General features: G+C 36.4%; 18 protein-coding genes and 1 tRNA gene. 8 read left to right on the top strand and 11 right to left on the bottom strand.

All coding sequences use genetic code 11. The features are described 5' to 3' along the window. The 5 genes from FBD94_RS20175 (at nucleotide 1) to FBD94_RS20155 (ending at nucleotide 5,905) form a co-directional block, all read left to right on the top strand. Nucleotides 1-1,968 carry a discoidin domain-containing protein gene (locus FBD94_RS20175; protein WP_136881537.1) on the top strand — a complete coding sequence of 656 codons (1,968 nt, stop codon included), beginning with the start codon at nucleotides 1-3 and terminating at the stop codon, nucleotides 1,966-1,968. Nucleotides 1,969-2,136: 168 nt separating this feature from the next. Beyond that, complete coding sequence (locus FBD94_RS20170) at nucleotides 2,137-2,787, top strand: bacteriocin fulvocin C-related protein (RefSeq protein ID WP_136881536.1); 651 nt, start codon at nucleotides 2,137-2,139, stop codon at nucleotides 2,785-2,787. Between the two features lie 214 nt (nucleotides 2,788-3,001). After that, the gene (locus FBD94_RS20165; protein WP_169472368.1) at nucleotides 3,002-3,700 is read left to right on the top strand and encodes a TlpA family protein disulfide reductase; all 699 of its coding nucleotides are present in this window, start codon (nucleotides 3,002-3,004) and stop codon (nucleotides 3,698-3,700) included. After that, nucleotides 3,690-4,070, top strand: coding sequence for a DUF1573 domain-containing protein (locus FBD94_RS20160; protein WP_169472367.1), 381 nt, complete (start codon nucleotides 3,690-3,692; stop codon nucleotides 4,068-4,070). The genes FBD94_RS20165 and FBD94_RS20160 overlap by 11 nt, the downstream gene beginning before the upstream one ends. An 8-nt stretch (nucleotides 4,071-4,078) precedes the next feature. Then, nucleotides 4,079-5,905: an O-antigen ligase family protein gene (locus FBD94_RS20155; RefSeq protein ID WP_136881533.1), complete on the top strand. Its 1,827-nt coding sequence runs from the start codon at nucleotides 4,079-4,081 to the stop codon at nucleotides 5,903-5,905. A 119-nt stretch (nucleotides 5,906-6,024) separates the two neighbouring features. Here FBD94_RS20155 and FBD94_RS20150 read toward each other — a convergent pair whose 3' ends face one another. The 6 genes from FBD94_RS20150 to FBD94_RS25990 form a co-directional block, all read right to left on the bottom strand. Continuing rightward, nucleotides 6,025-6,567 carry a Mu transposase domain-containing protein gene (locus tag FBD94_RS20150; protein WP_136881532.1) on the bottom strand — a complete coding sequence of 181 codons (543 nt, stop codon included), beginning with the start codon at nucleotides 6,565-6,567 and terminating at the stop codon, nucleotides 6,025-6,027. Between the two features lie 68 nt (nucleotides 6,568-6,635). Then, a complete protein-coding gene (locus tag FBD94_RS26525) occupies nucleotides 6,636-7,154 on the bottom strand; it encodes a DUF6602 domain-containing protein (RefSeq protein WP_317131572.1) in 519 nt (172 codons plus the stop codon). Between the two features lie 142 nt (nucleotides 7,155-7,296). Further along, nucleotides 7,297-7,725, bottom strand: a complete 429-nt coding sequence (locus FBD94_RS20140; protein ID WP_136881530.1) for a hypothetical protein — start codon at nucleotides 7,723-7,725, stop codon at nucleotides 7,297-7,299. 298 nt (nucleotides 7,726-8,023) lie between these two features. After that, nucleotides 8,024-8,221 carry a hypothetical protein gene (locus tag FBD94_RS20135; RefSeq protein WP_136881529.1) on the bottom strand — a complete coding sequence of 66 codons (198 nt, stop codon included), beginning with the start codon at nucleotides 8,219-8,221 and terminating at the stop codon, nucleotides 8,024-8,026. A gap of 85 nt (nucleotides 8,222-8,306) precedes the next feature. Then, nucleotides 8,307-8,438 (bottom strand): hypothetical protein, encoded by a 132-nt coding sequence (locus tag FBD94_RS26490; RefSeq protein WP_262710996.1) that lies wholly within the window; start codon nucleotides 8,436-8,438, stop codon nucleotides 8,307-8,309. Nucleotides 8,439-8,594: 156 nt separating this feature from the next. Continuing rightward, entirely contained in the window at nucleotides 8,595-8,753 is a 159-nt protein-coding gene (locus tag FBD94_RS25990) for a hypothetical protein (protein ID WP_169472365.1), read from the bottom strand. 522 nt (nucleotides 8,754-9,275) lie between these two features. Between FBD94_RS25990 and FBD94_RS20130 the strand changes: the two genes are divergently transcribed. Then, nucleotides 9,276-9,458: a hypothetical protein gene (locus tag FBD94_RS20130; RefSeq protein ID WP_136881528.1), complete on the top strand. Its 183-nt coding sequence runs from the start codon at nucleotides 9,276-9,278 to the stop codon at nucleotides 9,456-9,458. A gap of 384 nt (nucleotides 9,459-9,842) precedes the next feature. Next, on the top strand, nucleotides 9,843-10,268 hold the full coding sequence (locus FBD94_RS20125) for a hypothetical protein (protein WP_136881527.1): 426 nt from the start codon (nucleotides 9,843-9,845) through the stop codon (nucleotides 10,266-10,268). A 322-nt stretch (nucleotides 10,269-10,590) separates the two neighbouring features. Here FBD94_RS20125 and FBD94_RS20120 read toward each other — a convergent pair. The 3 genes from FBD94_RS20120 to FBD94_RS20110 all read right to left on the bottom strand — a co-directional run bounded on the left by FBD94_RS20120 (nucleotide 10,591) and on the right by FBD94_RS20110 (nucleotide 12,115). After that, nucleotides 10,591-10,663 (bottom strand) — tRNA-Lys (locus FBD94_RS20120). 196 nt (nucleotides 10,664-10,859) lie between these two features. Next, complete coding sequence (locus tag FBD94_RS20115; RefSeq protein WP_136881526.1) at nucleotides 10,860-11,489, bottom strand: DUF6266 family protein; 630 nt, start codon at nucleotides 11,487-11,489, stop codon at nucleotides 10,860-10,862. 335 nt (nucleotides 11,490-11,824) lie between these two features. Continuing rightward, the gene (locus FBD94_RS20110; RefSeq protein ID WP_136881525.1) at nucleotides 11,825-12,115 is read right to left on the bottom strand and encodes a SelT/SelW/SelH family protein; all 291 of its coding nucleotides are present in this window, start codon (nucleotides 12,113-12,115) and stop codon (nucleotides 11,825-11,827) included. Between the two features lie 89 nt (nucleotides 12,116-12,204). On the opposite strand from FBD94_RS20110, the gene glgP reads away from it, so the two are divergent. Further along, nucleotides 12,205-13,857, top strand: a complete 1,653-nt coding sequence (gene glgP / locus FBD94_RS20105; RefSeq protein WP_136881524.1) for an alpha-glucan family phosphorylase — start codon at nucleotides 12,205-12,207, stop codon at nucleotides 13,855-13,857. 61 nt (nucleotides 13,858-13,918) lie between these two features. On the opposite strand, the gene FBD94_RS20100 is transcribed toward glgP, so the two are convergent. Both FBD94_RS20100 and FBD94_RS20095 read right to left on the bottom strand, forming a co-directional pair. After that, a complete protein-coding gene (locus tag FBD94_RS20100; protein WP_136881523.1) occupies nucleotides 13,919-14,353 on the bottom strand; it encodes a tail fiber domain-containing protein in 435 nt (144 codons plus the stop codon). 70 nt (nucleotides 14,354-14,423) lie between these two features. Further along, the gene (locus FBD94_RS20095) at nucleotides 14,424-14,729 is read right to left on the bottom strand and encodes a hypothetical protein (RefSeq protein WP_136881522.1); all 306 of its coding nucleotides are present in this window, start codon (nucleotides 14,727-14,729) and stop codon (nucleotides 14,424-14,426) included. Nucleotides 14,730-14,762 lie beyond the last annotated feature (33 nt).

Raw genomic sequence — 14,762 nt, 5'->3', positions numbered from 1 at the left:
ATGACGGTAAGTTACACTCATTTAAAACAATTCTTATATTTCACGCTCGTATGTATAGTTTCAATGGCTTGCAGTAACACAGGCGATAAGCCTATTGAGCAAGCTTTAATGCTTGCGGGTAGCAATCGTCCTGAGTTAGAAAGAGTACTTGATCATTATCATACGGCTAAGGATTCTTTAAAATACAAGGCAGCGTGTTTTCTAATAGAAAACATGCCATCACATCAATATGACGAAGTTCATCCAAAATTATTTCATATCATGGATTCTTTAAATAGAAGTCAGCTGAGTACTGATAGTGTTTACAAAATATTTGACTCTACTAGAAAAACCATCCCTACGCCCCATAGAAGAAACTTTTCAGACATTAAAACTTTATCGTATGATTTTTTGATTAGTCATATTGATGCATCTTTTGATGCATGGTATAACGCCCCCTGGCGAGAAAAGATCACATTTGAAAATTTTTGTGAATATATTCTACCGTATTCAGAATCGAATGAAAAAAGGGAGCTTTGGATCAGCTATTATAGAAGTAAGTATGGACATTATCTTAATAATTATGCCAATAAAAATAAAAACACGAGTATTCAGCAGTTTTGTGAACTTGTTAATGGCAGCCTTATTCATCACAGTAAAATTGTGTTGTATCAGAAAGGATTAAGAAATTACCCTCCAACTTTGGTAGATAACATCCGCTCTGGATCATGTGAAGAATACAAATCGAAGACAATCTATCTCATGAGATCATTGGGGCTCCCTGTTGGAACTGATTTTTCGCCACAATGGATTAATTTTAACAGTTCACACACATGGAATATATTAATTGGAGACGACGGTAAAAAATATCCGTTCCTAGGTTTTGATGAAAAAATAAAAGACTGGCATATAGAGTCTACTTTCCATTGCCCAAAGGTATTTCGAAAAACCTATAGTATTCAGAAAGAAAGTCTTGCACAACAAAATGTCAGAGAATCATTGCCTGGTTTTTTAAAATCACCAAACCTGAAAGACGTTTCGGAAGAATACTTTCCTGTGTGTGATGTTGATCTTAATCTAGAAAACAGCCGCGCCACATTTCCAAAGGTAGCCTATCTATGCGTTTTTGATAACAAGCGATGGGTTCCCGTACATTGGGGCTTAGTTAAAGGCACTAAGGTGAAGTTTTCAAAAATGGGTAAGGGACTGATATATTTACCAGCCTATTACATTAATAATGAAATAGTTGCAGCTGCAGCCCCTTTTATACTGGATACACTCGGAAAAATTAGTGCAATAACGGTCGATACCGCAAATACGACAGAAGCTATTCTAACAAGAAAGTATTATACCATAAAAGTACGCGAGTATCCGAAAAGAATGCTTAATGGTCGGTTTCAGGGTGCAAACGATCCTGGTTTTAAGAAACCTGAGGATTTGTATTCTATTAAATTATTGCCGAAAGTCACATTTAACAAAGTTAAAACGAATATTCGAAAAAAGTTTAGATATGTAAGATATATTGGAGGCCCACGGAGTTTCACTAATGTCGCAGAGATAGAATTTTATACTAAAGAACGTGGAATATTATCCCGTGTTTGCGGTGACATAATTGGTACCCCTGGCTCCTATGGAGATAAGCCGGAAAAGACGAAAGAAAAGGCGTTAGATGGTGACGTGCTTTCATTTTTCGATGCGCTTGTGGATTCTGGTGCTTGGGTCGGATATGATCTTAAATTAGGCAAGACAATAGATGAGATCCATTTTCTCCCAAAAAACGACGACAACAATATCCGGATCGGTGATGTCTATGAGCTGCTGTATTGGAATGACGGACAGTGGAACACATTGGGTGCCAGGAAAGCCAATACAGAAACCCTCGTCTACAACAACTGCCCCCAGGGTGCATTATTTCTTTTACATAACCATACAAGGGGGAAAGAGGAGCGTATTTTTCTCCTGCAAAACGGCAAACAGGTTTGGTGGTGAGCAACTTTCACCGGTGGATTCGAAATGACTGTATTCCAACAGGAAACACTACAATTCATGACCGTTATCGCCATATTCTAAGTATCAAAGTTATCATCCGAGTGCAGCCATATATATTGTCTAGTTTTACTCTCAATTTAACAACTCATCTAACAGATCTAAAAAAAAATGAAAAAACTATTACTATCCATCCTTATTATAGCGTCGTTTATCTCTTGTAAAAAGACCGATAGTGCGCGCAATAATGAAATTGACTTAAAATTAATTAAAGAAGTTAAGAGCCTCTCTACGCCGAACGCTAGAAAAATAGCTTTTTCTAGGATTCTGAACCAATCAGAAAAATTGACAGCCATAACCGATCAATTAACGCTCCTTACAGAGGATCCAAAATTAAACAGTGAACAGGTGGCGCTTGTTAAGGATTTGATAATTCATATTCCATCAAACTTTTATGAAAATGACGGTAAAGCTAGAGATAAATTTATGACTGATTATGGAAACGCCTGGATAAAAACAGCAGCTAACGTGTTAGGCCCAAAATTCATCAGGGATAAAATGACAACGCTAAACAGTACAAACCAGAAGGCAAATAATGTAGTAACTTTGAATGGTGATAACGGCGATTCGGAAGGTGACGATGGTGGTTCAGAAAATGGAGGAAAGAAGTTTTGCAAATGCTCTCAGTCAAGTGATTGGTGTAATTCAGCAACTGAAGGTGACTGTGTAAGTGCCAATTGTACTACATATAGCAGTGGATGTGGTTTCCTGTTAGTTTGGGACTGTAACGGCTGGTGTAGTAAAATGCTAATTCTGCTATAACCAATTCATGCAGTTTTCATCGGAAAAGATATTGATCTTTACATTCAAGTTGTTGATGTACTTTGGGCTTTGTGCTACAATGTTTATGTTGCAAAGATCCGGATTTCTACATCAATATATTTGCGACATCATTATTCTTTTATCTTATTTTGTTTTCGCTACCACCTTAAGAAAAGATACTGGGTTGGTTTATTTGACACTTATACCCTGGCTAATGTTGGCTGTATTTGGTGCTGCTGTGAATTATCAGAGCCTTTATCCGATAATAATACCATTTTGCATACTTTTCGTTTGTCTCTCACTCGCTATTGTCATTTCAATTAAAAAACAAAATGTAAAAGTTGCGATGGCTTTAACCTTCATAAGCATTGTATTAATTGCGGTAAAGAACATTTATATAGCTCCAATGTATTACTATGATAAAGGTGATATGAGTATTCCTCAGAATGCAAACTTCATAAAGGATACACAAAATTTCTTTTATACAACCTCATCGCTTGACACCCTATCGTTGACTAAATACAATAATAAAGTTCTTTACATAGAGCTATGGTATAGCTACTGTTTGCCCTGCATTAAAAAGCTACCACTAATAAAGAAAATAAATGAAAAATATAGAGACAGAGAAGATTTTGTAGTTATAGGAATAATAGACGGAAAACTCGACGATATTAAATCCTTTAAGAAAATGAACATCGAATACAAGGATGTATTCGATGTTTCTCTACTCGCAAATAAAGAACTCATAACTAAGCTTCATCAAAAACTCGGAGTATCTGTTTATCCGATAGAACTAATAATAGATAAATCCGGTAAAATCATAAGCATACATCTAGGGTATCAGGAACCCTTAACTGATTACTATTATAAAAAAACAACAAATACCATAAATGCCTTACTCAATGAAAAATAAAGTCATCCTATACTTGCTCATAACTTCTATTTTTTATAGTTGTAACGTTAGTAACCAGCCCATATTAAAAGTTCACAATAGTGTTTATGATTTTGCAAAAATAGATAAAGCCGATTCAGTAAAGGGCGAATTCATACTAGAGAACATCGGAAGTGGGGATCTTGTGATTAAAAACATTGCACCTTCCTGTAACTGTACCATAACAAGTTATGAAAAAAAGTCTATTCTTCCGGGAGAAAAGAAAGCGATAGGTTTCGTTTATAAGCCATCAATCACTTATGATACGGGTAAGGTTGAAAAGGAAATTGTCATACAAACTAATACTGAAATGCAATTACATACCTTGAAAATAAAAGGATTTGTAAATTAAATTCAACCATGACTAATATTTGGCTGTTTAGAATTGCCGTCACAATCTTATTTATTAATTGTTTTTTGGTATATGATTCCTTGCCTAATAGCTTATTTACTTCAAAGGAACTAGGATTAGGACTGGCCGCAGGCATATGCTGCATTTTAACTGCATTGAAGGTTTTTAATTTAGGGTCAACTAAAATAAAAGTTAAAGTTATAGACATCCTTGTATTTGCCATTCTCTTCCTACTGCCCATAAGTGACTTACTATTCAATAAAGACGGTAACAACACTTCAAAAATCCTAAACCAGATTAATTTTGGAATTTGCTACTTCTCAATAAGGATTTTAAGCATAGGTATTCGACAAGTTTTTTTGATAAAAACCATTATCGTAGCTTTTCTGATTTTGCTTTGCTGCAACCTCATTATTGCGGCTGCACAGTATTTTTCGATAATGTCATCTTGCCATACCAATTTTAGTGTTACAGGTATGTTTTTTAACCCAGCGCCATTTGCAATTCTTATAGCAATGCTTCTTTCCATCGTGGGGATATTAATTGTAAACAGCCTGTTTAGAAATAATTATTTTATCTTACTATTTTATTGCATTTTAGTATGTATTGCAGTTTTCTTTCTTATCAATTGCATGTCCCGCTCTGCTTGGCTCGGTAGTTTCTTCGGGTTGTTGATTGCCTGCCTTTACTATTTTAACGAAGCTCAAATAAAAATATCGACATCTACAAGGAAATTAAGTCTTTCAGCTTTCATACTTCTTTTTCCTGCTTTTGTTTATTGGTTATACTACTTAAAAGAAGCTTCTTCTATAGGCCGTTTACTTATCTGGAACGTAACAGCCCTTATGCTTAAGGAAAATTGGTTGTTTGGGGTCGGGATCGGAAATTTTGCACCGAAATACATTTTTTACCAAGCCAAATTTTTCGAGGAAAATGACTTAAATATTCAAAAATATGGGAACCTTGCAGGAGATGTTCGTTATGCATTTAATGATGCCATCCAGATATTCTGTGAAACAGGCATATTCGGTCTATTGATATTTGTATTAATTATTGCATTGTGTGGCAAACAAATATTTAAATCTCTTAACAAGGGATCGAGTTATCGTTCCATATTTAATTATTGCATTTTTTCCGGTTTGTTAACTGTTATTATTGCCGGAGCTAGTTCTTATCCTTTGACAATATTGCCGCTCGCCATTTTGTTTTGGTTTATGATTGCAGTTTCTGTGTCAATGAATACCGAGGCTAAAATATCTTTCAACACAAAAGTATATTTTTTAAAAACCCTACTTCCTATTTTATTATTTACAGCTGGAATTTCGCATGCATATTATGGGTTCATCAAACTGAAAGCTTACTTACATTGGACTTCTATTACTTTTGAAAAGGATGATATCTTTGAAATTAATGACCTTTTAATGTTATACAGTGCATTAAATACAGAACCCAATTATTTGAATCGGATTGCTTCCTATTATATTAAAAACGGCCATTATTTAAAAGCAATACCTTATTTGCAACGCGCCACAAAATTTTCTCCTTATAAAGGATTCTATTATGCCTTGGGCAATTGTCAAGAAAAAATTGGCAATTATAGAGAGGCTAAAATGAATTACACGCTTATCGAGAAGGCAATTCCAAACCTTATAAAGCCAAAATATTTATTAGCTAAACTATGTTACAAACATGGAGATTTTACGCAATTTAGAATTTTGAGCACCAAAGCCATAATGTTCGTGCCCAAAATTGATTCGGAAGAGGTAATGGAAATGAAAGAAGAATTAGTTATTTTACAAAATACTTTAGATAGCGTTGCCAACTTTCTACCTTAGTTTATGCGACGTTTTTAAAAAAAAATATTCGGCAAAGCTGATACCCCTGTAATATCAAATGAAGATTTTTGGAATTGGTTTATTAAAAATGAAAAGAGCTTTTTTAACACAGTTAAAAATCAATCATCCATTACTTTTTTAAAGAACTCCAGGGTATGTGGCCCATTGTCCTCCGCTTTTTTTAAGTAATATTCAGGACTCCATCCGCGTTGACGGGTGATTGCCTGATGTCTTTCAGGCATATGTTCTTTGATACTGGTGTAACCATGACTGGTATAATTTCTGGTATGTACAGCGATTCTTTTGCCATCATAATAGATTTCCACGTGATCTGCACAATACGCGATGCGCACTTCTTTCCCGATGTAGCGGTAAGGGACAGAGTAAAAGTGCCAGTCTTCACCTACCAGCACGTGATAGTACTTCTGCACTTTTGCTTTGGTGTAATACCTGATGCTGTATACAGATTCCGGTAGTGGTTGCAGCAATGCCCTTTCCTGACTATCAAATAACTCCTGCCTGCTAAATATCTTTTTCTGAAAGTTGAGTTGATGATGCTGGTCCAGTTTTTCCCTGATCGCCCTGTTAAGTTCAGCAAGGCTATGGAAAGTCTGGTTACGCAAGGCGGCGTAAATACGTCTATAGGTGATCTTAACATTCAAGAAATAAAAGTATCTGTCTTATCTTATGCATACTAAGTAGCTTATTTGCCATACTACATTGGGTTTGGTTACAAACCAAACTTATGGTAATCGGCGGTTAAACTCAGGTTAGTGGCGTACTTTGGCCCGGAATAAGTGGTACCCTTTCCAGCGGAATACTGGTGTACTTTGCTCCGGAATGGGTGGCGTACTTTGTAGCGGAATATCCAAGTGTTTGTACTTGCCAATATACCCCCAACTATTTTAGTCAATGGCCTTGGGTCATATTTTTTACCCCTATCAATGATGGATGTAGTTGTGCGTTTCAAACGCCTTACGCTCTCGATTTTTCTACCTGCATATTCAATATAGCTGATTCTATCACCGCCAGACATAATTGAACTATTTAAGTCAGGTTTAACCTCGAACACTGCGTAAACTCCTTCGGCCGGAATATAGTATATGCCATTCTGTGTTAAAACAAACGGTGTATATTGCTGGTCGTAACTGACTAAGTCAATTTGATGACTTAGTTGACCTGTACTATCAATGATAATGGCCTTATCAATACAATAACGATTTGGTAAATATTTCCGAAGCCACTCAATCCAAGTATCAGGATAAGATTAAATTTAAAGAAGTGAGCCCAATATAATATTGAGCTCATCTGTTAATAATTGATTTAATTCAACTTTTGTGAAGTCTATTTTTTCCCATTTATTGAAATAATTACAAAATGGACAATTAGATTCAATTTGATGGTATTGAGATAGTTACGCCCCCGACTGTTCCGGCCTCAACAACTTGGCTATCAAATGTAGATCCTAATGCTGTAGTTGTATGGATATAAAATCTCGTCCCCAACAACATTTGGAAGGTGTATGGGGGACTCGTGGAGCCCTCAAAATATTTTACAGCGAAAGGATTACTAGTCGTACCCTCGTAGAAAAGACTTACATAACAATAATCAGTTGGGTTACTTGTAACCATAACGGTAAAATAGGCTGAATCTGCTTCTAAAAAAGAGGTTTTTAAGTCTTTTGATAATGGAGTGAAGCTAAATTTAGCTTTTCCGACAGTTTGCTTAGTTTCAGGGGCATCAACATCTGAAGATTTTTTACAACTAGCAATAAAAATTAAAAGTGAGATAATCGAAAATAGATAATACTTTGATTTCATAAAATATGGATTTAAGGTTAATTATTTTCTAATAATACACAGAAGTTCTTATAAAACGACATTGTAATGGCATTGTGACGTACGGGTCATAGTAGACTTAAAAGCTCCTTATGCATTATTTTAATTTCCTCATAATCAATATTTAGTGGAAGAATAGTATTAACTTTTCACAATTGAAAGCCTATCATACACTTTCAAGGCAATGGTTGAAGACTAAGGCGCTTAAAGGCAAAGAATGACTGCCCTTCGCCGTATAGTTCGCGCAAGTACTCCCTAACCATTTTGTTCCTGCGGTCGGTCAGCCAGTCTTCCGCATTAAAAGTAGTAAAGGGAATTCCTTTCTTATCGCAATAAAAGGCATATGCCTTTTCGCCGTTTCTACCGCAGTTTTTGTTTCGGCACATTCCGTAAGGATCAGGTACATTTCACTCAGGCGCAATAAAGGAACCTGCAGCACCTGGTTTATAGGTAAGGTTGATGCCTTTTGAATAAACATTTTATACATTACATCTGTTGCAAGTCCGCTGTAAACAATAAAGTGCCCAGCATCAGGATAATAGTAAATATTTTTTTCAAGGTTTTCATATTTTAAATGCTGCGTATAAAGACAAAGAAAACTGACGGGTAAAAGGATAAGCAGTACCACGTTCTTGTGGCACCGAAGAGATGTAAAAAAGCTCTCCTGTATTACTTACTATGGATAAAGACTCCATTCCTAAGCGTCTTAAGAATTTTTTATTGAGAAAATCATAGGAGTATCGGACCTCCAAATATAAGCATTCAGCTGATCTCCAGGTAAACACTCCTCCAGTTCCAGACCTTTAGCCTTTCAGAATACCACCCTCCTCCCGGTTTCATTCAGGCCATTTTTAACCGCCTGCGGCGATCAGTTCAGAGCCTTGACCGATATCTCCATCAAGTTCAAACATGGCCTGGTCAGCAGCAAATAATTTTGCAGTATCCGCCCGTTTTAAGATCACCAGTCTTTCAAAAAGACACAAATGAACTGCCGTCAACAAGGCCTCCACAGAAGCTTAAAAACCCTTAAAATAAGCCGACTGATCAGTTTGGAGCGAAATGAGTGGTCAGTTTGTTTTTTTGGCAGTTGACCAATATCCGTTTATTCCCCAGCATTATTATAAACATCTTTAAAAATCGAATTTTCAAATTCGTTGCTATTTTCAATTTTTACTTTGTATTCGTCGTTAAGATCGATCAATAATTTAGACATGTATTGAGTTGGTTAATTAAATAAGATGTTATCTTATGTATTTAATTCTATAGATATGAAATACGAAGTGTTAATGTTGATAAATAGCGATTGAAACCCGCTACCTTATAGGAATATATACTGACAGGAATAATGACAGTAAAACAAAAAAGCCTTTATAAGTGTCTGACTTATAAAGGCTTTTGTTTTCTATTGTGATCCCGCTGGGATTCGAACCTAGTTCCAATATCAGCGTTTAAATAATATTCTATACGGTTTTCGATTTCGACTCACCTAATCGCTCACCATTTTTTTCGATACGTTTTAGCTGCAATTGCTGTTGTATAAATATAATCAAAAGGCTGACCAGTACACCATCAACGATCTGGGCAAAAGTGTGGCGGAAGGGCTTTTTGAAAGTGTCGGGGAAATGATCGGCACAACCGGAAAGCTGGGTGCCGATCTATTAAGTATGCTTATGAAGCCTGTTTATATAGCGCCACAAGGAACCCGCAAGACGTAAGAAGAAAAAGGGTATAGATCAAAGTCAAGGCATACAACGATGAAACCAAATATGATTTTGGAATTAACAGATCGCAAAGCTTAAAAAATAATTGCGACAAATTACCAGTATCTCACCGTTTTTTGATAATTTGTTGTTTATAATCGAATGTGAACTTTAATTCAATCTTAAATCATTTTGGTGCACTTGGTAAACGGTTTATTCAGCTAATTTTACAGGATTATTCTTAGATTTAATTTATTGAAAGGATCTACTCTATTAGGTCTATATGCCCAGTTTTGGGTGGATAGGTCTGACCGCGCCAGACCTATATATAAGTTGTGTACAATGGCACTATCGACACAGACTAGACATTAAGACTTTTGACTAAAAAAACGAAAATAATTGAAAATAGACTTTTTAGAATATCCTAAGACAATAAAAATATTACTAGCAATCTATGTTTTAGGTTTTGCCATTGGGACAACTACCCATGTATTGGACTTGTTAAATCATGGCTTAATACTTAATAAAAATGTGCCTACGTGGAAAAACATATATTGGGTATCGTTAACTTTCTTAGATTTTTTAGCTATTATCTTAATTTTAAGAACTATTGTTCCAGCTTTAATAATTTCTAATTTAATCATTGTTTCAGACGTACTAATAAATACAAACGGGTTGACATTTGAAAGATTTGGCAATTCTGATGATTATAAAATAGTTTTACAAATAATCTTTGGACTTTATATATTATCAACGACTCCAATAATTTTACGACTGCATACCAAGGACAGAAAAAGCCACAGCACACAACATCAGGTTTTATGAAAGCGATGGAATACGAAAGGAAAGACATACCTACAATTAAAATGCCCTCTGAGCAGACTGAAATTAGTTTTCATAATCGACTGATTTAAAGTTAACAAAGTTAGCCTTGCAGTCTAATCGTATCAAGTCGTTCAATAATTGAACTTTCTGTAAGTCAATAACTTACATCGTTTTCAGTGAGTATACCACTCTGTAAAACTACTCACCGAATCACTCACTTTTTTTATGCGATTTATTGCATATTTTGGTGTTTCCGGTAAAACAAAAAAGCTTGCAATCATTTGATTTGCAAGCTTTTACGTAGTTTTGATACTATCTTCTGTGATCCCGCTGGGATTCGAACCCAGGACCACTACATTAAAAGTGTAATGCTCTACCAGCTGAGCTACGGAATCATTATTTTTAATTAAATGTAAACTCTAATGGTTTCTTTTTTAATTGGCGCAAATATAGGACTACGATATATATTGTGCAAATAATTAATTGACAAAACACGCACTACGCTGGTTCTAAGCCAGATTATTTACATATGCTCGCTTTTAGAACCTAATTTAGGTCCCGAAAGCGAGCATATTCTACAAAAAACAAAGCTTAAAGTACCTTCACAGTACCTAAATACTGGCTGTTGCTTCGTCTTTTTCTATCTTCCGATACAAAAGCGAGATAAACATGAATTGTTTTTCCTGAGTAATCAGGATCAATTTCAAATATCCCTTTCTTCTTGGATCGTTTTACTGCGGCAGTATCAAAACATGCCTTCCCCTTTTCGATATCGTAGGCCACAAACATAGCACGATCATCATACACTAATCTTCCTCCATCCCATTCAAACGTAATCGTTCCTGGGCTTTCAGACACAGCAGTAGCCTTTTCAGACTGATCCATATCTCCAAAGCTTAGCAATGCTAATTTCGGATCAATATAAAAGTCTGGGTTCTCCCCTTTTAAGGCATGCTTAGAATTGTACGATTTTGCCGCAACAAACCCCTCATAAGTTTCAGCATACCCTTGAAAACCTACTCTTACAAACTCAATCAATGGCTGAAGCCATACTTGAGATGTTGCAAACTTTGCTCTGTTCACCAACTCTTTCGTTGTCGGAGGCGTACTTCGCTTACGTGGTACACCACGCATAAGATCCTGCCCTTTTGAACGATAACCGACAACCGTGCCAGCCTTTCCTTTAAAGCCTCCTAAAATACCCTTTTTAATAATCGCCATAATACAAGTTGTTAAGTAAATAATAAGTGAAATAATAATAACAATAACTTTAGTAAAATTAAGCCAGGATTAAACCAGGACATCACAGGAGAATAGTCCCTGTTAAGTCCCTGTTTTCTCCCTGTTATCTCCTTGTTTAATATAGAGAAATCACAGGGTGTCACAGTTCCCTCAACGGTCCAACTCCGAAGTAATTAACTTTTGATTAAAACGTATCAATTATTAAGCCATTACAATTACCAAATCTTCATGTAAAAATGCATAAAACTGTAAAAACAGCGATTCAACGAAATTGAGTCCTACAACTTGGGAAGAAATATTATTTCAAAAATAAATTAAGACGACCTGTCAGAATGACCGAGATCTCTCTCGGGACTCACTATGTCCCGTATCAGTTGTTTCAATTCCTTAACTTCCGGAAAACGAGCTTTCTCTTTCCTGTCAAATACAACAACATCATCAATACTGATCACATAGGCCCCTCCTATTTCTGCTGGCTTTAGCAATACGCCATTCAGCTCGTCGGTAAAAGTACTCAGCAGTTCTTGCGCCATATATGCAGCCCTAAGCATCCAACCACATTTTGGACAGTATTCAATAGTTACAGTAGGTTTCAATGTTTTCATGTGATGAAATTAAACAATATCATTACAAGCCCCTAATATATAATCAGATCCAAAACCTTTTTTTAGTATAATTTTTATAAATTAAACCCATGCTATCTAAAAAAGACATTTTCGGTTACGAACCCAATCAGCAGTACAGTACTGCGGTGGCTTATTTTTCTATGGAGTTTGCGGTACACCAGGCACTAAAAATATATAGTGGCGGATTAGGTTTCCTTGCCGGATCCCACCTAAGGAGTGCCTACGAGTTAAAACAGAACCTGCTTGGTATAGGAATACTATGGAAATATGGGTATTACGACCAGTCCAGAGATAAGGATATGTTGATGAAACCTGATTATACAGAAAAACAATATGCGTTTTTACAAGATACAGGCATCACCTTTAAAGTCCCTGTTCACGATGCTGAAGTACACGTCCGTGCCTATCTGTTAAAACCAGAAACATTTGGCACAGCACCTTTATTTTTGCTAAGCACAGACGTACCCGAGAACGACTTCTTATCGCGTACGATAACGCATCGTTTATACGATCCTCACGAAACTACGCGCATTGCCCAATCTATCATACTAGGCACTGGCGGAGCGATGCTGTTGGACATTTTAAATATGCCTCCCGACATATACCATATGAATGAAGGTCATTCAGTATCCCTTAATTTTTACCTCTACAGCAAGCACAAAAGCCTGGAAGAAATAAAAAAGAGAGTAGTATTTACCACACATACACCAGAAATGGCCGGTAATGAAGAGCATAGGTATAGCTTACTTAAAGAAATGTCCTTCTTTTACCATCTGCAGGAACATGAAGTAAAGTCGATTCTAGGTATGGATGGCGATAATTTCAGCTATACACTTGGCGCACTTAAATTTGCCAGAAAAGCCAATGGGGTATCAGCCCTACATGGTAAAGTGGCCCGGGACATGTGGAGCCATAACTTAGGTATATGTGAAATCACCTCTATCACCAATGCTCAAAACCAGAAATATTGGGAAGATCCTACAATAGGTAAAGCTATAAAGTCCGGTAATGATCAGGAGATTATGCTTCGCAAAAAAGAAATGAAAGCCGATTTATTTAAAGTTGTGGCCAATCAATGTGGCAAGCTTTTTAATCCAGATGTGCTGACGATTGTCTGGGCAAGACGATTTGCAGGTTATAAAAGAGCAGATCTGGTGATGCAGGATTGGAACAGGTTCTTAAATTTGATTAACAATGAAGCATTTCCGGTTCAAATCATTTGGGCAGGAAAACCTTATCCAGAAGATTTTGGGGCGATCGGCCTATTTAATTCCATCATCAATCGTGCACTACCGCTAAAAAACTGTGCAGTCCTTACCGGATATGAGCTAGAGTTATCAGCCTTATTAAAAAGAGGTTCCGACGTTTGGCTAAACAATCCAAGGATGTACAGAGAGGCTTCTGGCACCAGTGGTATGACAGCAGCCATGAATGGTAGCATTAACCTTTCCTTGCCTGATGGCTGGGTACCAGAATTTGCTAAAGACAATATAAATAGCTTCCTAATTCAACCAGCAGCAGATGGATTACCAGATCAGGAACAAGACAACCAGGAAAATACCAACCTCATGAATGTATTAGAACGCACAGTACTGCCAACCTACTATAACGACCAGAAGCAATGGTTAAGCCTGGTAAAAAAAGCAGCCATGGATGTGGTACCAGCTTTTGAAGCTAGCAGAATGGCCAACGAATATTATGAAAAAATGTATAAAGCATAACAAAAAAAAGAGCTGCCCGTATGGGGCAGCTTCTTTCCAAAACACTTAAACTGAAAAATTCTTATTTGCTTTTAGCTTTCAACAGCTTCACCTCATTCTTTAATAGCTCTATTTCGGCCTGTTGCTCTTTAATTGCAGCTACCAATACAGGAATCAAATCCGCTGTCTGTACTTCGTTGTATTTGGCAACTTTTGAGTTGTTTTTACCAGACTCGTAAACTTTTGAAGCCTCATAAACCATTGCTGGAAATTCTGGCTGTACATTACTGGCCAAAAAACCATACTGCTCACCTGCAGGAAGTTTAAGATGCTTATACTTATTTACATCGTATTTGAAGGTAACAGGCTCCAGCTTTTTTAAATGTTGCGTTGAATTAGAAATCTTCCCAACACTTACCTTAAGTTCTTGTTCGTCAATTTTTTGAGCACTTACAGTTAAAGTACTTGCGCTTAGTAAAAGGGCCATAAAAGCTCCTTTGAATATTAGATATTTCATAAAATTAAATTATTGTATAAATGCTTGAATACGGGTTGATCAATACAACCCAAAAGATAGAATGTGCGTACTACAAGCCGTTGGGAGGCAGGTACGGTAAGGAAATATAAGGATCGCTAATATTGGCGACACCAGAAAGAATCAATTTTTTGGAAAGCAAAAGGAAAAACGGGTTGGAAATTGGATGAGATATGTAATCTTCGTCCATAATCTCCAACTGCTTGCACTCCTTTTCAAGGTCAGGGACCTCATCAGCTTCTTGTTCGGTAGAACAAACAGATAAATGTTGCTGATGTTTGTCTATAGCAAATAACGAGGTACTTTTTACCAGTAAAAATGAAAGTAAAATAAATATGCCCGTTAATCTTCTAAACATAAGTAGCTGAATCGTATAACCTTGTAATCGCTA

Origin of the sequence: Pedobacter hiemivivus, assembly GCF_005144565.1 — a bacterium.
In the GTDB taxonomy this organism is placed as follows: Bacteria; Bacteroidota; Bacteroidia; order Sphingobacteriales; family Sphingobacteriaceae; genus Pedobacter; species Pedobacter hiemivivus.
The sequence above is the reverse complement of the archived record's forward strand: the minus strand, read 5'-3'. Positions and strand labels throughout refer to the sequence as shown.